The organism is Acidiphilium sp. AL, from assembly GCF_025499445.1.
Classification (GTDB): domain Bacteria; phylum Pseudomonadota; class Alphaproteobacteria; order Acetobacterales; family Acetobacteraceae; genus Acidiphilium; species Acidiphilium iwatense.
Genome location: NZ_JAIMBZ010000014.1, coordinates 20,816 through 39,759 on the forward strand (window position 1 = coordinate 20,816; position 18,944 = coordinate 39,759).

The 18,944-nt window shown below is 60.0% G+C and carries 18 protein-coding genes and 2 tRNA genes; all 20 read left to right on the plus strand.

The annotated features are described in order from the left end of the window. Positions 1-38 precede the first annotated feature (38 nt). The 20 genes from clpP to AiwAL_RS10185 all read left to right on the plus strand — a co-directional run bounded on the left by clpP (position 39) and on the right by AiwAL_RS10185 (position 18,937). Positions 39-704: an ATP-dependent Clp endopeptidase proteolytic subunit ClpP gene (gene clpP, locus AiwAL_RS10090; RefSeq protein ID WP_316044776.1), complete on the plus strand. Its 666-nt coding sequence runs from the start codon at positions 39-41 to the stop codon at positions 702-704. Between the two features lie 148 nt (positions 705-852). Next, the gene (gene clpX / locus AiwAL_RS10095; protein WP_262312643.1) at positions 853-2,109 is read left to right on the plus strand and encodes an ATP-dependent Clp protease ATP-binding subunit ClpX; all 1,257 of its coding nucleotides are present in this window, start codon (positions 853-855) and stop codon (positions 2,107-2,109) included. A 147-nt stretch (positions 2,110-2,256) separates the two neighbouring features. Further along, a complete protein-coding gene (gene lon, locus AiwAL_RS10100; RefSeq protein WP_262312644.1) occupies positions 2,257-4,686 on the plus strand; it encodes an endopeptidase La in 2,430 nt (809 codons plus the stop codon). Positions 4,687-4,831: 145 nt separating this feature from the next. Continuing rightward, a complete protein-coding gene (locus tag AiwAL_RS10105) occupies positions 4,832-5,146 on the plus strand; it encodes an HU family DNA-binding protein (RefSeq protein ID WP_268920216.1) in 315 nt (104 codons plus the stop codon). Between the two features lie 271 nt (positions 5,147-5,417). Next, a tRNA-Val gene (locus AiwAL_RS10110) sits at positions 5,418-5,489 on the plus strand. 134 nt (positions 5,490-5,623) lie between these two features. Further along, positions 5,624-5,836, plus strand: coding sequence for a hypothetical protein (locus AiwAL_RS10115; RefSeq protein ID WP_235704279.1), 213 nt, complete (start codon positions 5,624-5,626; stop codon positions 5,834-5,836). Between the two features lie 59 nt (positions 5,837-5,895). Further along, positions 5,896-5,972, plus strand: a tRNA-Asp gene (locus AiwAL_RS10120). A 184-nt stretch (positions 5,973-6,156) separates the two neighbouring features. Continuing rightward, the gene (locus tag AiwAL_RS10125) at positions 6,157-6,522 is read left to right on the plus strand and encodes an NADH-quinone oxidoreductase subunit A (RefSeq protein ID WP_235704331.1); all 366 of its coding nucleotides are present in this window, start codon (positions 6,157-6,159) and stop codon (positions 6,520-6,522) included. A gap of 82 nt (positions 6,523-6,604) precedes the next feature. Further along, positions 6,605-7,165, plus strand: coding sequence for an NADH-quinone oxidoreductase subunit B family protein (locus tag AiwAL_RS10130; RefSeq protein WP_235704280.1), 561 nt, complete (start codon positions 6,605-6,607; stop codon positions 7,163-7,165). Positions 7,166-7,190: 25 nt separating this feature from the next. After that, positions 7,191-7,805, plus strand: coding sequence for an NADH-quinone oxidoreductase subunit C (locus tag AiwAL_RS10135; RefSeq protein ID WP_407932538.1), 615 nt, complete (start codon positions 7,191-7,193; stop codon positions 7,803-7,805). Between the two features lie 8 nt (positions 7,806-7,813). Further along, complete coding sequence (locus AiwAL_RS10140; protein ID WP_407932539.1) at positions 7,814-9,022, plus strand: NADH-quinone oxidoreductase subunit D; 1,209 nt, start codon at positions 7,814-7,816, stop codon at positions 9,020-9,022. A gap of 3 nt (positions 9,023-9,025) precedes the next feature. Continuing rightward, positions 9,026-9,634: an NAD(P)H-dependent oxidoreductase subunit E gene (locus AiwAL_RS10145; RefSeq protein WP_262312645.1), complete on the plus strand. Its 609-nt coding sequence runs from the start codon at positions 9,026-9,028 to the stop codon at positions 9,632-9,634. Position 9,635: 1 nt separating this feature from the next. Further along, the gene (gene nuoF / locus AiwAL_RS10150; protein ID WP_262312646.1) at positions 9,636-10,931 is read left to right on the plus strand and encodes an NADH-quinone oxidoreductase subunit NuoF; all 1,296 of its coding nucleotides are present in this window, start codon (positions 9,636-9,638) and stop codon (positions 10,929-10,931) included. A gap of 11 nt (positions 10,932-10,942) precedes the next feature. After that, entirely contained in the window at positions 10,943-13,000 is a 2,058-nt protein-coding gene (nuoG, locus tag AiwAL_RS10155) for an NADH-quinone oxidoreductase subunit NuoG (RefSeq protein ID WP_235704284.1), read from the plus strand. 5 nt (positions 13,001-13,005) lie between these two features. Then, positions 13,006-14,022, plus strand: coding sequence for an NADH-quinone oxidoreductase subunit NuoH (gene nuoH / locus AiwAL_RS10160; protein WP_235704285.1), 1,017 nt, complete (start codon positions 13,006-13,008; stop codon positions 14,020-14,022). Between the two features lie 15 nt (positions 14,023-14,037). Beyond that, positions 14,038-14,526 (plus strand): NADH-quinone oxidoreductase subunit NuoI, encoded by a 489-nt coding sequence (nuoI, locus tag AiwAL_RS10165; protein WP_235704286.1) that lies wholly within the window; start codon positions 14,038-14,040, stop codon positions 14,524-14,526. A gap of 9 nt (positions 14,527-14,535) precedes the next feature. After that, the gene (locus tag AiwAL_RS10170) at positions 14,536-15,177 is read left to right on the plus strand and encodes an NADH-quinone oxidoreductase subunit J (RefSeq protein WP_235704287.1); all 642 of its coding nucleotides are present in this window, start codon (positions 14,536-14,538) and stop codon (positions 15,175-15,177) included. Then, positions 15,177-15,488, plus strand: coding sequence for an NADH-quinone oxidoreductase subunit NuoK (nuoK, locus tag AiwAL_RS10175; protein WP_235704288.1), 312 nt, complete (start codon positions 15,177-15,179; stop codon positions 15,486-15,488). Before AiwAL_RS10170 ends, nuoK begins: the two co-directional genes overlap by 1 nt. 1 nt (position 15,489) lies before the next feature. Then, a complete protein-coding gene (gene nuoL / locus AiwAL_RS10180) occupies positions 15,490-17,418 on the plus strand; it encodes an NADH-quinone oxidoreductase subunit L (protein ID WP_235704289.1) in 1,929 nt (642 codons plus the stop codon). A 13-nt stretch (positions 17,419-17,431) separates the two neighbouring features. Continuing rightward, complete coding sequence (locus tag AiwAL_RS10185) at positions 17,432-18,937, plus strand: NADH-quinone oxidoreductase subunit M (protein ID WP_235704290.1); 1,506 nt, start codon at positions 17,432-17,434, stop codon at positions 18,935-18,937. Positions 18,938-18,944 lie beyond the last annotated feature (7 nt).

The following is an 18,944-nucleotide window of genomic DNA, read 5'->3' on the forward strand; positions in this document are numbered from 1 at the left end:
TGCGGCGGCGCCGGCCCAGGTTCAAGAGGAATACGCCGATGGATCGGGACCCGATCGACATCTATATGAACAATCTCGTGCCCATGGTCGTCGAGCAGACGGCGCGGGGCGAGCGGGCCTACGATATCTTTTCGCGCCTTCTGAAGGAGCGGATCATCTTCCTGACCGGCCCGGTCTTCGATCAGGTCGCCTCGCTGATTTCCGCTCAATTGCTGTTTCTGGAGAGTGAAAATCCGTCGAAGGATATCGCGGTTTACATCAACAGCCCCGGCGGCGTGGTATCGGCCGGCCTCGCGATCTATGACACGATGCAATATATTCGTAGCCCAGTAACCACCGTATGCATCGGCCAGGCGGCCTCGATGGGCAGTCTGCTTTTGGCCGCAGGCGAAAAAGGCAAACGTTTCGCTTTGCCGAACGCACGGATCATGGTCCACCAGCCCTCCGGCGGCGCGCAGGGTCAGGCGGCCGATATCGAGATCCAGGCGAGGGAGATCCTTACGCTGCGCCGCCGCCTGAATGACATTTACGTGACCCATACCGGCCAGACTCTTGAGGACATCGAGCGCGCGCTGGAGCGCGATCGATTCATGTCCGCCGAGGAAGCCAAGGTTTTCGGACTAGTTGACGAGGTCGTGACACGGAACCCGATCCGTTCCGACTCGACCGTTAAGGAAATCAGTCCCGCGAAAAGCGGGGGTTGATCGGGTCACCACCCACCCGACATCTATCCCGAAACTGTTGCAATCAGGCGACTCTTGGGGGTGGAATGCTTGTGCGATCCGCCCCCGGGGTCTAGTCTCTGACGGATTGATTGTGCGCCGCCGCTTTTGGGGCGCTGCTGGAGCGTTGATGAGCACGAAATCAGGAGAGTCGAAGAACACCTTGTACTGCTCGTTCTGCGGCAAGTCCCAGCACGAGGTCCGCAAGCTGATCGCGGGCCCGACGGTCTTCATCTGCGACGAATGTGTCGAACTCTGCATGGATATCATCCGCGAGGAGCATCGCACCCATCTCGTCAAGTCGCGGGACGGCGTGCCCACTCCACGCGAGATCTGCAAGGTGCTGGACGATTACGTGATCGGCCAGGATCAGGCCAAGAAGGTGCTCAGTGTTGCAGTACACAACCACTACAAGCGCCTTGCCCACGCTCAGAAGAATAACGACATCGAAATCGCCAAGTCCAACATCCTGCTGATCGGGCCCACCGGCTCGGGCAAGACGCTGCTGGCGCAGACCTTGGCGCGGATTCTCGACGTTCCGTTCACCATGGCGGACGCGACGACGCTGACCGAGGCTGGTTATGTCGGGGAGGATGTCGAGAACATCATCCTGAAACTGTTGCAATCGGCGGATTACAATGTCGAACGGGCGCAGCGCGGCATCGTCTATATCGACGAGGTCGACAAGATCAGCCGCAAATCCGACAATCCCTCGATCACGCGGGATGTGTCCGGCGAAGGCGTGCAGCAGGCTCTGCTCAAGATCATGGAAGGAACCGTGGCCTCGGTGCCGCCGCAGGGCGGACGCAAACACCCGCAACAGGAGTTCCTCCAGGTCGATACCACGAACATATTGTTCATTTGTGGCGGCGCTTTCTCCGGGCTAGAGAAAATCATCGCCCAGCGCGGCAAGGGTTCGGGGATGGGCTTCGGCGCCGATGTCCGCGACCCGAGCGAACGCCGCACCGGCGCGATCCTGAAGGACGTCGAGCCCGAAGACCTGCTGAAATTCGGCCTGATCCCGGAATTCATCGGCCGCCTGCCGGTGGTCGCGACGCTGGACGATCTGGATGAATCGGCATTGATCGAGATCCTGACCAAGCCGAAAAACGCGCTGGTCAAGCAATATGCCCGTTTGTTCGAGATGGAAGGAGTCAAGCTGAATTTCACCGACGATGCGCTGCGTGTGGTCGCGACCCGCGCGGTTCTGCGCAAAACCGGTGCCCGTGGCTTGCGTTCGATTATGGAGCAGATCCTGCTTGTAACCATGTTCGACCTGCCGGGTCTCGACAGCGTCGAGGAGGTGATGATCAATGGCGAGGTTGCCGAAGGTCGCGCCAACCCATTGTTCCTGCATGGAAAAGAGCGGGCTGAAACAGGGTCTTGAAGAGCTGCTTCTGCGCAGACCGGCCGGACCGCCGCATGGATTGCGCGATCGCCATGGCCTCCCCATATCGCCTTTGTGGCCGGATAACCCGGCGCCGCGCTCTGTGCCGCTTCCGGGCAGGGCACGTGGATCAGGAAAGGTAGTCTAATGTCAGAGACCGACCCCACCCGAAAACCGGGCGCCGGAATACCCTGCGGCGAACTGCTTTCGGTGCTGCCGTTGCGCGATATCGTCGTGTTCCCGCACATGATCGTACCGCTTTTCGTCGGCCGTGAAAAATCGGTGCGCGCGCTCGAAAGCGTGATGAAGGAAGATAAGCAGATCCTGCTCGTCGCGCAGAAAAACGCCCAGCAGGACGACCCTGCCGCCGAGGATATCTATGATGTCGGCACCGTTTCGACCGTGCTGCAGCTTCTCAAACTGCCCGACGGCACGGTGAAAGTGCTTGTCGAGGGCGTCCGGCGGGCCCGAATCACCGGATATAAGGAAACCGAGAGTCATTTCGAGGTCTATGCCGAACCGCTCGACGATGTGCGGCAGGAGGGCAAGGAACTCGAAGCCCTGGCCCGCGGCGTGGTCGCTCAGTTCGAGCAGTACATCAAGCTCAACAAAAAGATCGCGCCGGAAGTTCTGGTTTCGGTCAATCAGATCGACGATGCCTCCAAGCTCGCCGACACCATATCGAGCCATCTCGGGCTGAAGATCGCCGACAAGCAGGAATTGCTGGAAGCCTCGGCGATTGCCGAGCGGTTGGAGCGCGTTTTCGCCCATATGGAAGCCGAAATCGGGGTGCTCCAGGTCGAGAAGCGCATCCGCAATCGCGTCAAGCGGCAGATGGAAAAGACCCAGCGCGAATATTACCTGAACGAACAGCTCAAGGCGATTCAGAAGGAGCTGGGCGAGGGCGAGGATGGCAAGGACGAGACCGCCGAACTCGAAGAGAAAATCAAAACGACCAAGCTCTCGAAAGAAGCGCGCGACAAGGCGGTGGCGGAATTGAAGAAGCTCAAGACCATGAGCCCGATGAGCGCGGAAGCCACGGTCGTGCGCAACTATCTCGACTGGATACTCGGCATTCCGTGGAAGAAGCGCGGCAAGATCAAGAACGACGTGGTCGCGGCTGAGCGCGTGCTGAACGACGATCATTATGGTCTGGACAAGATCAAGGAACGCATCGTCGAATATTTGGCGGTGCAGTCGCGCAGCCCGAAACTGCGCGGGCCGATTCTTTGCCTTGTCGGCCCTCCAGGCGTCGGCAAGACCTCGCTCGGCAAATCGATCGCCCACGCGACCGGGAGGAGCTTCGTGCGGATGTCGCTCGGCGGCGTACGCGACGAGGCGGAAATTCGCGGCCACCGGCGGACCTATATCGGTTCGATGCCCGGCAAGATCATTCAGGGCATGAAGAAGGCCAAAACGTCGAACCCGTTGTTCCTTCTGGACGAAATCGACAAGCTGGGCTCGGATTGGCGGGGCGATCCCACCTCGGCGCTGCTCGAGGTTCTCGATCCCGAACAGAACGCGACCTTCAACGACCATTATCTGGAAGTCGACTACGATCTGTCGGATGTGATGTTCGTCACCACCGCAAACAGCTTGCGTATGCCGCAGCCGCTGCTCGACCGCATGGAGATCATCCGTATCCCCGGTTATACCGAGGATGAAAAAATCGAGATCGCCCGGCGGCACCTGATCGCCAAGCAATCCGAGGCACACGGTTTGAAACCGGAGGAATGGTCGGTTTCCGACGATGTGCTGCGCGAACTGATCCGTACCTACACGCGCGAAGCCGGGGTGCGTAACCTTGAACGCGAGCTCGCCAATCTGGCGCGCAAATCGGTCAAGGAGATCGTCACCAAAAAGGTTGCGAAAGTCGCAGTAACCCGCAAGAACCTTGAGAAATTCGCGGGTGTCCCACGTTTCCGTTTCGGCGAGACCGAGGCCGAGGACATGGTGGGCGTGGTCACCGGCCTGGCCTGGACCGAAGTAGGTGGCGAAATCCTGACCATCGAAAGCCTGCTTCTGCCCGGCAAGGGAAACGTCAAACAGACCGGCAAGCTTGGCGACGTGATGCAGGAAAGTGTTTCGGCGGCGATTTCGTATATCCGCTCGCGCGCGATCCAGTTCGGGATCAAGCCTCCGGTGTTCGAGAAACGCGACATCCATGTCCATGTTCCCGAGGGTGCCACGCCAAAGGATGGCCCGTCGGCGGGCATCGCGATGGCGACGTCGATTGTCTCTGCACTGACGAGTATTCCGGTGCGCAAGGATATTGCCATGACCGGCGAAATTACGTTGCGCGGCCGGGTGCTGCCGATCGGTGGACTTAAGGAGAAGCTGCTTGCCGCCTTGCGCGCGGGCATCACCACGGTGCTGATCCCGAAAGACAACGAGAAGGATCTCGCGGAGATCCCGGAGAATGTGAAAAAATCGTTGAAGATCATTGCGGTATCTCATGTCGACGAGGTGATCGGGCAGGCGCTGGTGCGCAAACCCGAGCCGATCGACTGGGAAGAGCCGGTGGAACCGATTCCGCCACGTGCGGCTGAATCGGCTGGCGCCGCCCTGCCGCACTGACGTTCTGGGCGTTCGTGGCGGCTTAAATCAGCGTCATGGGGCCGGTTTTTTCGTCGTCTTCGTTGACGAGAGGAAACCGGCCCCTCTACTGTGCGCGCCTTGAGTCGGGAACCGACATCGGGAACAGGTACGGACTTGTTTCCAGATGCTCCTTTCCATGGCTTTTTCACAACCGGGAGACCAATCCGTGAACAAGATGGACCTCGTCGCAGACGTGGCGGAACAAACCGATCTTTCCAAGGCCAAGGCGGCGGAAGTCGTCGACGCGGTATTCACCGCGATCGAAAAGGCGTTGAAAAAGAAGCAGGAAGTGCGCTTGGTGGGATTCGGCACCTTCGGCACTGCACAGCGCAAGGCGGGAACCGGCCGCAACCCGCGGACGGGCGAGGAGATTAAAATCCCCGCGTCCACCTCGGTGCGGTTCAAGCCTGGCAAAACCCTGAAAGACGCGGTGAACTGACCGCGCGTTCGGCTTATTTCGGCTGCATTTCTGGGAATGATGCGAAACCTTTCTGAAGGGGCTCATTCTACGCACATCATTGCGACCCCGAACAACGCCAGGGGGAACCAATCCAGTCCATTTGATCGCTGGATGGTTTCGGCGCTATGCGCCTCGCACTGATGGTTGCGAACAACAGCTTGCCGTCGGGCTTGGTACAGGCCTACTTGCCGATATTTTAGGGCGGCTCACGACGAATCGTGGATCGCCAAGCGCTTGGCATGAGATCCTTGGGCGGTTAGCTCAGCGGTAGAGCGTCTCGTTTACACCGAGAGGGCCGGCGGTTCGATCCCGTCACCGCCCATTCCCGCACCGGACGACGGGTAGCACTGAAACCTCCGATCACACCCATCTGAACTGGAATTCATACCTGGGACGGCGATTCGTCAGCGCTGCACCCCATGTCCGTCTTGTGTTCGATTTTCGGAGGGCATCGCGATGTTGACATGGACCAGACCGATTCTCGCTCTTGGATTGGCGCTTGGTTTGGCTGCCTGCGGCTATTCGCCGGGCACCAGGGCTCTGACCGGCGGAATGCTCGGCGCGGGCGCGGGCGCGGGGATTTCCGCCTTGTCCGGCGGCAAACCGGCGACCGGCGCGCTGATCGGCGGTGGCGTCGGCGCTCTCGGCGGTGCGTTGACCGCCCCCTGAGCACGCACCCCGCTACGCTTGACGCCTGCCGGCCGGCGCTCTAGTAGGCTCCCCACGACGCGGGTGTAGCTCAGTTGGTTAGAGCGCCGGCCTGTCACGCCGGAGGTCGCGGGTTCGAGCCCCGTCACTCGCGCCAGTTTATTCAAGCTGGTCAACCATCTATCGCATAATCTTGATGGGATAATAACGGGGGATCTGGTCCTTCGCGGATTGCGGGGTTGACCTGTTCCGCGCGCAGTATGACATGCGGAAAGCAATCGGCATTGGTTGTACGATTTGGTGCCGATCCAACTCGTGAGCGTCATAGGGGGCTGATCACGGTGCAACCCATTCTTCACGACTATTTCCCGATCCTCGTGTTCGTGGCCATCGCGGGTCTGCTCGGAATCGCTTTCGTGGCGGGATCTCTGCTGGCAGCGCGCCAGAATCCATACGGCGAAAAACTGAGCGCCTACGAATGCGGATTCGAGCCGTTCAGCGATGCTCGCAGGAAATTCGATGTCCGGTATTATCTCGTTGCAATTCTGTTCATCATTTTCGACGTCGAGATCGCTTTTCTGTTCCCCTGGGCGGTGAGCCTTTCGCGGATCGGCGCCTTGGGCTTCTGGTCGATGATCGGATTTCTCGCGATCCTCACCGTGGGGTTTATTTATGAGTGGCGTAAGGGTGCCCTTGATTGGGAATGATGATGGCATTGCGGCCGGAAATGGACGGGGCATGACGAATTTGGTAAGCGGCCGTTGTGTGGCCTGATCGGGGACGCGTGAGATGAACGCCGTGCAAGATACTGATATTGCGTGGAATCATGAGGCTCTATCGGCCGGGACCGACCAAGATGCCGTGATCCGCGGGATTACCGGCGAAATCGCCGGCAAGGGTTTCGTGGTCGCCAATCTCGACAGGTTGGTGAATTGGGCGCGCACCGGCAGCTTGTGGCCGATGACCTTCGGGCTCGCCTGCTGCGCGGTCGAGATGATCCATGCCTATATGCCGCGCTGGGATCTCGACCGCTTTGGTGTCATCCCGCGCAATTCCCCACGCCAGAGCGATGTGATGATCGTCGCTGGCACGCTGACCAACAAGATGGCGCCGGCGCTGCGCAAGGTCTATGACCAGATGCCGGAACCGCGCTGGGTGATTTCGATGGGAAGCTGCGCGAATGGCGGCGGCTATTATCATTATTCCTATTCCGTGGTGCGCGGCTGCGACCGGATCGTGCCGGTCGATATCTATGTCCCAGGCTGCCCGCCAACCGCCGAGGCGTTGGTCTACGGCATCATGCAATTGCAGAAAAAAATCCGCCGCACCGGGACGATCCTCCGTGACTGACGCACAGGACCAGAGTGCCGGAACCGTGGCGGAGGCGCCCGTCGATCCTTTCGAATCGGCGCTCCGCGCGCTCGACGGCGTGAGAGACGTCTCGGTGGACCATGGCGAGCGGGTGGTGCGTGCAGCGCGCGGCTCCCTTGCAGATTTGATGCGCACCTTGCGGGGCGATCCGCGGTTTGCCTTCGAACAGTGCATGGATGTGTGCGGCGTGGATTGGCCGCAACGGGCGGAACGATTCGATATCGTTTATAATCTGCTGTCGGTGACGCGAAACGACCGGCTGCGGGTGATCGTGACCACTGATGAGGCAACGCCGATCTCCAGCGTGACCGCCATCTGGCCCGGTACCGCGTGGTGGGAGCGCGAGGTGTTCGATTTGTTCGGCGTCATCTTCGATGGCCTCGCCGATCATCGCCGGATTGTGACAGATTATGGATTCGAGGGGCATCCGTTACGCAAGGATTTTCCACTGACGGGTTATGTCGAGCTGCGCTATGACGAGGAGCAGAAGCGCGTCGTCTATGGTAAGGTGGCGCTGACCCAGGAGTTCCGCAGTTTCGATTTTCTCTCGCCCTGGGAGGCGATGACGACTCTGCCCGGCGACGAAAAAGCCGACCCGAAAGCAGGAAGCAAGGCATGAGCGGTACTATGCGGCAGATCGTGCCGGTGACCGCGCCGGGACGGGACAGCCAGCTTGAGCGGCATACGGTCAATGTCGGCCCTCAGCATCCGGCGACCCACGGCGTCCTGCGCCTGATCCTGGAGTTGGAAGGCGAGACGGTAGTCCGCGCCGATCCGCATATCGGGCTATTGCATCGCGGCACCGAAAAGTTGATCGAATACAAATCCTATCTTCAGGCGGTACCTTATTTCGACCGGCTCGATTACGTCTCGCCGATGTGCTGCGAGCACGCTTTCGCACTGGCAACCGAAAAGTTGCTCGGCATCACCGTGCCAGAGCGCGGCCAGTGGATCAGGGTGCTGTTTTCCGAAATCACCCGCGTGCTCAATCACTTGCTGACCGTCGTGCATCTCGCCCTCGATGTTGGGGCGCAATCACCGAGCCTGTGGGGCTACGAGGAGCGCGAGAAACTGCTCACCTTCCACGAAGCGGTTTCGGGGGCGCGATTCCACGCGAATTATTTCCGGCCGGGCGGAGTTTCGAAGGATCTGCCTGCCGGACTTGCCGAAGAAATCTGGGCTTGGAGCGAGAGTTTCCCGAAATTTCTCGACGATTTGCAGAATTTGCTGAACGAGAATCGCATCTTCAGACAGCGTCTGGTCGATGTCGGGATAATCTCGGCGGAAGACGCCCTTGGGATGGGATTTTCTGGCCCCAATCTGCGGGCGGCTGGCGTGGCGTGGGACCTGCGCCGCACGCAGCCTTACGACAAATACTCCGAAGTCGAGTTCGACGTGCCGGTAGGGCGGCATGGCGACTGCTTCGACCGTTATCTCGTGCGCGTCCGCGAAATGGGCGAGAGCGTGAAAATCATCCGCCAGGCGCTGAAAAACATGCCCGAAGGCCCGGTAAAGGTTCAGGACAACAAGATTTCGCCGCCGAAGCGTGCCGAGATGAAGCGCTCGATGGAAGCCTTGATTCACCACTTCAAATTGTTCACCGAAGGATATCACGTGCCGGCCGGAGCGACCTATACGGCGGTCGAAGCGCCGAAGGGCGAATTCGGCGTCTATCTGGTGGCTGATGGCACCAATCATCCCTATCGGTGCAAGATCAGAGCGACCGGATTTTCGCATCTCCAGGCGATCGATCTGATGTCGAAAGGTCATTTGTTGGCTGATGCGATCGCCGTGCTCGGCTCGATCGATATCGTCTTCGGGGAAGTGGATCGCTGAACGATGGACGAGACAGCAGATATGGCCTTTGGTTTCGACGAGACGAGCGAGGCCGCGATCCCGGCGATCATCGCGAAATACCCGGAAGGCCGGCAGGCGAGCGCGGTGATGCCGCTGCTCGATCTTGCCCAGCGGCAAATGGCGCGGCAGACTGGTCATGCCTGGGTGCCGCGCGCCGCGTTGGATGTCGTGGCCGATCGGCTCGGCATGCCGCGTATCCGCGTCTACGAGGTTGCGACCTTCTACACCATGTTTCATACGACGCCGGTAGGGCGGTTCCATTTGCAGGTCTGCACGACGACGCCGTGCTGGCTGCGCGGATCGGACGTGGTGATGGAGGCGTGCAGCCGCGCTGCCGCGGCGGACGGGGAAACATTCACCGTCGAAGAGGTTGAATGCCTCGGCGCCTGCGTGAATGCACCGGTGGTTCAGGTCAACGACGATCTCTACGAAGACCTTGACGGACCGCGCACCAAGGCGCTCCTCGACTTGCTGCGGCGCGGCGAGACGCCAAAGCCGGGATCGGCGATCGGGCGGCAGAATTCGGCACCCGAAGGCGGACCGACGACGCTGTTCGCCATCCCCGCCGAATCCGGCAGCGGAGCTGCGTAGAATGCTGAGCGACAAGGACCGCATTTTTACCAATCTCTATGGCATTCATGACTGGCACCTGGCCGGCGCGCGGGCACGCGGCGACTGGGACGGCACGGCGGCGATCATCGCGCGCGGGCGGGATGCGATCGTCGAGGACATGAAAGCCTCGGGGCTGCGCGGGCGGGGCGGGGCGGGATTCCCGACCGGCATGAAATGGTCGTTCATGCCGAAGGTAAGCGATGGGCGGCCGAGCTATCTGGTCGTGAACAGCGACGAGAGCGAGCCTGGCACCTGCAAGGATCGCGACATCATCCGCCACGACCCGCACAAGCTAGTGGAAGGCTGCCTGCTCGCGGGCTTTGCGATCGGTGCACATACCGCGTTCATCTATGTCCGCGGCGAGTTCTACAATGAATATCTCAATCTTCAGGCTGCGGTGGACGAGGCGCGTGACGCCGGGCTGATCGGGCAGAATGCGAGCGGCTCCGGGTGGGATTTCGACATCGTGATCCATCGCGGGGCGGGTGCTTATATTTGCGGCGAGGAATCGGCACTTCTGGAGAGCATCGAGGGCAAGAAGGGATTGCCACGGATGAAGCCGCCATTTCCTGCGGCGATGGGACTCTACGGCTGTCCGACCACGGTGAACAATGTCGAGACAATCGCCTGCACGCCGACGATTTTGCGGCGCGGGGCGGCATGGTTTTCAGCGCTCGGCCGCCCCAAGAATTCTGGCACCAAGATTTTCTGCATCTCGGGCCATGTCAACAAGCCGTGCAATGTCGAAGACGAACTCGGCGTTCCGCTGCGTGAACTGATCGAGAAGCACGCCGGTGGCGTGCGCGGCGGGTGGGACAATCTGCTCGCGATCATTCCAGGCGGGTCGTCAGTGCCGATGCTCCCGAAATCGGTGTGCGACACGGTGCTGATGGACTATGACAGTCTGCGCGATGTGCGCAGCGGTCTCGGCACCGCGGCGGTGATCGTAATGGACAAATCGACTGACCTGATCCGCGCCATCGCGCGCATCGCGGCGTTCTACAAGCATGAGAGTTGCGGCCAATGCACGCCCTGCCGCGAGGGCACGGGCTGGATGATGCGCATGATGAATCGCCTCGTCGAAGGTCGGGCGGAAATCGCGGAGATCGACCTGCTCGAACAAGTCACCCGCCAGGTCGAGGGGCATACGATCTGCGCGTTGGGCGATGCGGCGGCATGGCCGATCCAGGGATTACTGCGGCATTTCCGCCCGGTGGTCGAACAGCGGATCGCCGATTACCGAGCCAGCGCCACGTCGCGCCTCGCGGCAGAGTGAAAGCAACACTGATGGCAAAAGTCACCGTCGACGACATCGAGATCGAGGTGCCGAACGGTTTTACCGTGCTGCAGGCGGCGGAAGCCGCGGGCAAGGAAATTCCGCGCTTCTGCTATCATGAACGGCTGTCGATCGCGGGCAATTGCCGGATGTGCCTGGTTGAGGTCGAAAAAATGCCCAAGCCTGTGGCGTCCTGTGGGCAGCCGGTTGGCGACGGCATGGTGATCCATACCGATACCGAAAAAGTCCGCCAGGCGCGGCGCAGCGTGATGGAATTCCTGCTGATCAACCATCCACTCGATTGCCCGATCTGCGATCAGGGCGGCGAGTGCGACCTGCAGGACGAGGCGATGGGCTATGGCCGCGATCATTCGCGCTATCATGAGGCCAAGCGCGCGGTGGCCGACAAATATCTCGGCCCGCTGGTCAAAACGGTGATGACGCGCTGTATCCAGTGTACGCGCTGCATCCGGTTCCTCGCCGAAGTGGCGGGGGTGCCGGAACTGGGCGCGACATCGCGGGGCGAAGCGATGGAGATCACCAATTATGTCGAACGCGCGCTGAGTTCGGAACTGTCCGGCAATATCATCGATATCTGCCCGGTCGGCGCGCTCACCTCGAAGCCCTATGCCTTCGTCGCCCGTACCTGGGAGCTGCGCAAGACCGACGGCATCGACGTGCTGGACGCGGTCGGAACCAATATCCGCATCGATTCACGCGGCGGCGAGGTTCTGCGCATCCTGCCGCGCATCAACGATGCGGTGAACGAGGAATGGCTTGCCGACAAATCGCGTTTCGCGCTGGACGGTCTGAAGCGCCGGCGGCTCGATCGGCCCTGGATCAGGCGGGACGGCAAACTGCGAGAGGCGAGTTGGGATGAAGCGTTCGCCGCGATCGCGGCACGGATGAGCGGCCTCGATCCCGCGCGGATCGGCGCCATTGCCGGTGATCTGTGCGATGTCGAAAGCATGATGGCGCTGAAGGATCTCATGGTGTCGATCGGGTCGCGCAATCTGGATTGCCGGCAGGACGGCGCCACGCTCGACTGGTCGCGGCGTGAATTCTATCGGTTCAATACGACGATCGAGGGAATCGACGAGGCGGATGCACTGCTGATCGTCGGCGCCAATCCACGCCGGGAAGCGCCGGTGCTGAATGCACGGCTACGCCGGCGCTGGGTTGAGAACACCAAGTTTTTCGCGGGCATGGTCGGTCCAACTGCTGACCTCACCTATGATTACGCGCATCTCGGCACGGACGGCGCCGCATTGCGCACTCTGCTCGACCCGGAACATCCGTTTATCAAACGCCTTGTCGCGGCTGAACGCCCGATGCTGATCCTCGGACAGTCTGCCCTCGCTCGACCGGACGGTCCCGCAATCCTTGCCGCATGCTGGAAGATCGCCGAGACCACCGGAATGCTTAGCGCGGATTGGCATGGCTTCAACGTCCTTCATAACGCCGCGGCGCGGATGGGAGCGTTCGATCTTGGCTTTGTTCCCGAAGGCGGCAAGGATATCGCCGCGATGTTCGATGGCGGAACTGATTTCCTTTGGCTGTTGGGCGCCGACGAGATCGACATGGGGCGCATCAGCGCAGAAACCTTCGTCGTCTATCAGGGGCATCACGGCGATCGTGGCGCGGCGCGTGCAGACGTTATTCTGCCGGGTGCGGCCTATACCGAAAAGCCCGGCACCTACGTGAACATCGAAGGCCGGGTGCAGACCACGTTGCGCGCGGTATTTCCGCCCGGTCAGGCGCGCGAGGACTGGACGATTCTGCGCGCGTTCAGCGCCGTCCTCGGCAAGCCGCTGCCTTATAATGACCTTGAAGCGCTGCGCCGCCGTCTTGCTGAGGCCAACCCGGTATTCGCCGAACCCGATACGATTCGCCGTATCGCCCATACAGGCGGCGTGAAGCCGGCTGGCGATTCCTCCGCGATCGCGGATGCCGCCTTTGCGCCGGCATTTGAGACCTATTACCAGACCGATCCGATCAGCCGTGCGAGTCCGACCATGACGAAATGCATTGCCGAAACCGCGGCACCCATGCGGCAAGCGGCGGAGTAGACGCGATGCAGGGCGGTTTTTTTGCAACCGATTTCGGCATTCTGATTCTGACACTGCTCAAATCCCTGGCGCTGATCGTACCGCTGCTGATCGGAGTCGCCTATCTCACCTATGCCGAACGCAAGATTCTCGCGGCGGTGCAGTTGCGGCGCGGTCCGAACGTGGTCGGTCCCTTCGGCCTTTGGCAGCCTTTCGCCGATGCGATCAAGATGCTGTTCAAGGAAACCATCATCCCTGACGGGGCGAATCGGTTCCTGTTCCTGATCGCTCCGATCATCACCTTCGGACTCGCGATCATCGCCTGGGCGGTGATCCCGGTTAACGATCACTGGGCGATCGCCAGCATCAATGTCGGGCTGCTCTATCTGTTCGCGATTTCGTCGCTCGGCGTCTATGGCGTGATCATCGCGGGATGGGCAAGCAATTCCAAGTTCGCCTTTCTAGGCGCGATGCGCAGTGCCGCGCAGATGGTCAGTTACGAGGTATCGATCGGGCTGGTGATCCTGTCGGTTCTGGTCTGCACGGGCAGTCTCAATCTCAATCAGATCGTGCTGGCCCAGCGAACCATCTGGTTCGCGATTCCGCTCCTGCCGATGCTGGTGGTATTCTTCATCTCCGGACTTGCGGAAACCAACCGGGCGCCATTCGACCTGCCGGAAGGCGAAAGCGAGATCGTCGCCGGCTTCTTCGTCGAATACAGCGCGATGAGCTTCGCGCTGTTCTTTCTTGGCGAATACGCGAACATGATCCTGATGAGCGGGATGACGACCATCCTGTTTCTCGGGGGCTGGCTCTCGCCGATCCCGTTCGCACCATTCACCTGGGTACCGGGGCCGATCTGGTTCATCCTGAAAGTCGTTTTGTGTCTGTTCGTGTTTCTATGGGTGCGCGCGACTTTGCCACGCTTTCGGTACGATCAGCTCATGCAACTCGGCTGGAAGGTATTTCTGCCATTTTCTCTCGCCTGGCTGGTTATTACCGCAAGTGCGCTCGAAATTTTCGGCTGGTTGCCGCATGCGTGATCAGGAGATTCGATAATGTCCAGACTCGATCGCATCGCGCGCAGCTTTCTGCTGACGGAAATCTTGTCCGGTCTGGCTCTGACCTTGCGCTACTTTTTCAAGCGCAAGGCGACTCTGAACTATCCGTACGAAAAAAACGCGATCAGCCCTCGGTTCAAGGGGGAACACGCGCTGCGCCGCTATCCGAACGGCGAGGAACGGTGCATTGCCTGCAAGCTTTGCGAAGCAATCTGCCCGGCTCAGGCGATCACCATCGAAGCCGAGCCGCGCGATGACGGTTCGCGACGAACCACCCGTTACGATATCGACATGACGAAATGCATTTATTGCGGATTTTGCGAGGAAGCCTGCCCGGTCGATGCGATCGTAGAGGGGCCGAATTTCGAATTTGCGACCGAAACGCGCGAGGAGTTGCTTTATGACAAGCAGAAATTGCTCGCCAATGGCGATCGCTGGGAGGCGGAGCTCGCCAAGCGTCTCGAACTCGATGCTCCCTATCGCTAGAGCGTCATCATGATCGCCGATATCGCCTTCTATGTCTTCGCCGCCATCCTGCTTATCTCGGCCTGCATGGTGATTACCGCGCGCAACTCGGTGCATTCGGTGCTGTTTTTGATCCTCGCTTTCATCAACGCAGCGGCTTTGTTCGTGCTTGCGGGGGCAGAATTCCTCGCGATGGTTTTGGTAATCGTCTATGTGGGCGCGGTCGCGGTACTGTTTTTGTTCGTCGTGATGATGCTGGATGTCGACTTTGCGGCGCTGCGCGAGGGTTTTCAGCGCTATGCGCCGCTTGGTCTGACGATCGGCTTCATTCTGATGGTTGAGGTCGGACTCACGGTGATCGACTGGTCGGTCGCGTCCGGTGCGCATTTCGTTCGACTTGCGCCGATGCCGGCGCATCTCTCGAATACTGCAGCGCTCGGTGATCTGATCTACACACACTACATGTTTGCCTTTGAACTCGTGGCATTGTTGCTGCTAATCGCCATGGTGGGTGCGATCGTACTGACCCATACCGATCGGCGCGGCCCGCGCCGGCAGAATATCGAGACGCAGCATGAGCGACGAATTGACGAGACTCTGACCATGGTGACGATCGAGTTTGGCTCGGGAGCGAAACGCATATCGGCACAATCCGGCAAGGAGATCGGCTGATGGTCACGGTTGGTCTTGCGCATTATCTGGTTGTGGCTGCGTTGCTGCTGGTAATCGGAATTTTCGGGATCTTCCTAAATCGGAAAAACGTGATCGTCATCATGATGTCAATCGAGCTGATCCTGCTTGCCGCCAACATCAATTTCATCGCCTTTTCGGCGGCGCTGCACGACATGGTGGGACAGGTTTTCGCCATGTTTGTTTTGTCGGTCGCTGCAGCGGAAGCGGCGATCGGACTTGCTATCGTCGTTGTCTATTTCCGCAATCGCGGCTCGATCGAAGTCGATGATGTCACGCTGATGAAGGGCTGAAATGATGCTCGCAATCGCCGTCCTGGCACCGCTTGCAGGCGCCCTGCTTGTCGGGCTGCTCCGCCCTTTTGTGACACGTGGCATGGCCGTCGGGCTCAGCGTGGCTTCGCTCATTATCTCGGCTCTTGCCGCGATCGTCACGGATTACCGGCATCTTGTGCTGCAGGTTCCGGATCACCTCGTGGTGCTTGGACCGTGGATCAGCGTCGCGCAGTTCACGCCCCACTGGACGCTGCGTGTAGATACGCTCTCGCTGGTGATGGTTGGCATGGTCAGCGTGGTCTCTGCGATCATCCACGTCTATAGCGTAGGCTATATGGCGGGTGACCGCACGGAGCCGCGGTTTTTCGCCTATATTTCTCTGTTCACTTTCGCGATGCTGATGCTGGTAACGGCGAACAACCTGCTCCAACTGTTCTTCGGCTGGGAAGGGGTTGGCCTAATGTCCTACCTGCTGATCGGCTATTGGTATGACCGCGCGAGTGCCAACGAGGCGGCGATCAAGGCGTTTATCGTGAACCGGGTGGGCGATCTGTTTTTCGCGGTAGGCATCGCACTCACCTATCTGCAATTCCATAGCGTCGATTACAGCGTGATTTTCAACGGCGCAACACAGGCCGTCTCCGCACGTTATCACGTGTTCGGCGCCGATCTGCCGGTGTTGGAAGTGATTTCGATCCTGCTGTTCGTCGGCGCGATGGGCAAATCAGCCCAATTGTTCCTGCACACCTGGCTGCCGGACGCGATGGAAGGGCCGACGCCGATTTCCGCTCTGATCCACGCCGCAACCATGGTGACGGCCGGGGTGTTCATGACGGTGCGAATGTCGCCGCTCATCGCGCAAGCGCCGGTTGCGATGGATGTGATTGCGGTGATCGGCGGGGCGACGGCGTTTTTCGCGGCTACCATCGGCTGCGTGCAGAACGACATCAAACGCATCATCGCCTATTCCACCTGCTCGCAGCTCGGCTACATGTTTCTTGCAGTCGGAGTTGGTGCCGCACCTGCGGCGATATTTCACCTAGTCAATCACGCATTCTTCAAGGCGTTGCTGTTTCTTGCTGCGGGTTCGGTGATCCATGCACTCGCTGAGGAGCAGGATATTCGCAGGATGGGCGGGTTGTGGCGCAAACTTCCCGTTACCTACGTAACGATGTGGGCGGGAGCTTTGGCGCTCGCCGCGATTCCGCCTTTCTCGGGTTTCTATTCAAAAGACGCGATACTTGCCGCTGCCTTCGCCGATCACTCCGCCTCCGCCATGTTCGGCTGGCTGCTCGGCACACTCGCTGCGGGACTGACAGCATTCTATATCGTGCGCCTGTTGTTGATGGTGTTTCATGGTACGCCGCGTGGCCCGCGTGAGGCGATTGCACATGCGCATGAAAGCCCTTTGGTCATGCTTGGCCCGCTCATCGTGCTTGCGGTTGGGGCGCTGGCCAGTGGCTTTCTTTTGGCCCCCAGTTTCATCGGTGGACGTTTTGGCGCGTTCTGGAGTAGCAGCATCGCGCTGCCGGCACATGGTGCCGTGATGCAAGCACTCCACCTGGTTCCGGTCTGGGCCGAGCGCATGCCGCTTCTGCTCGCGATCGCGGGGATCGGAGTCGCCTACTGGCTCTACGAACTGGCGCCAGGGCTTCCGGCGCGGCTTGCGCGTGCGCTACCAGGTCTCTATGCCTTCCTGCTCAACAAGTGGTATTTCGACGAGCTGTATGACGCGGTTTTCGTTCGTCCAGCATGGCGTCTTGCCCGATTCATTTGGCGGGTCGGCGACGAAGAGGTGATCGACGGTATTCCAGACGGAATCGCACGCCTGACTTCCGATGCATCCGGCCAAGCGGTGAAGCTCCAGAGCGGCTCGATCGCGGTTTATGGTTTTGTCATGCTGATCGGCCTGACGGTGCTGATCACGCTGTTCCTGCTCGTGCGATAAGGGAGATCCGGTGATGAATTTTCCGCTTCTCTCCTTGATGATCTGGCTGCCCCTGGTTGGTGCCGGCCTGATGTTCGTCACCCAGGGCAACGAGATCGTGGCCGCGCGCAACGCGCGATGGATCGCGTTGTGGACCAGCCTGATCGTTATGATCCTCGCCATCGTCATGTTGCTCGGATTCAATCCGGCGGCGCATGATTTTCAGTTCACCGAGACGGCGCATTGGATTCCGCAATTTCATGTTGCTTACCGGCTCGGTGTCGACGGCATCAGCCTGTTCTTCGTCGCGCTCAGCGCGTTGCTGACGCCGATCGCAGTGCTCGCGAGTTGGCGCGAGACGCGACGGGTGCGCGACTACATGGCGGCGTTCCTGCTGCTGGAGACCATGACGATCGGGATGTTCTGCTCGCTCGACTTTCTGATGTTCTACATGTTTTTCGAGGGCGTTCTGATCCCGATGTATGTGATCATTGGCGTCTGGGGTGGTGAGCGGCGGGTTTATGCCGCGATCAAGTTCTTCGTCTATACCTTGGCTGGGTCGCTGCTGATGCTGCTCGCGTTGGTGTGGATGTGGCACAATGCCGGCACGACCAACATGATTGTGCTAATGCACACGCCGATCCCGCCGCATATCCAGGATTGGCTGTTCCTGGCGTTTCTCGCGTCGTTCGGGGTGAAAGCGGCGGTGTGGCCACTGCACACCTGGCTGCCGGATGCTTACGGCGAAGCACCGTTGCCCGGTACGATCATGCTCGCGGCAGTGCTGTCGAAAATGGGCGCCTACGGATTCCTGCGCTTTTCGCTGCCGATGCTGCCGCAGGCTTCCGCCTATTTCGCACCCTTGATGTTTGTGCTCGGGATCATGGCGGTGATCTATATTTCCTTCGCCGCCCTCGCGCAGACCGACATGAAACGCATGATCGCCTATTCCTCGGTTGCTCATATGGGCTTGATCGTCGTCGGCATTTTCACCTTTACGGTCGAAGGGATCGAGGGTGCGCTGTTTCAGATGGTCTCGCACGGCCTAGTGATCGCGGCGTTGTTCCTGTGTGTCGGCGTGCTGCTCGCGCGCGGCCATTCGCTGCGGTTGGATCAATTGGGCGGGCTGGCGGCACGCATGCCGGTTTATGCGGCGTTTCTGATGTTGTTCGTCATGGCGAATGTCGGCTTGCCCGGAACATCAGGTTTCGTCGGCGAAATTCTGGTGATGATCGGCGCGATCCAGGTCAATTTCTGGGTCGCACTGCTCACCGGCACGGGTATGATCCTGAGCGTCGCCTATATGCTGGTGCTGACACGGCGCGTGCTGTTCGACCATGCGCGCGGAATCGCCAGCGCGCTAATCGACGATATCTCGGGGCGTGAGTGGGCAATGCTCGCGCCGCTCGCCATATTAGTGATCGTGCTCGGATTTATCCCGAACGGCCTGACTTTCGCGTTCAACAACGCGGTGAAGGATCTTGTGCACGCTCATATGTCGGCGCTCGGGCAGGCTCATCTGGCAATGGCAAAACCATGAGCACGGC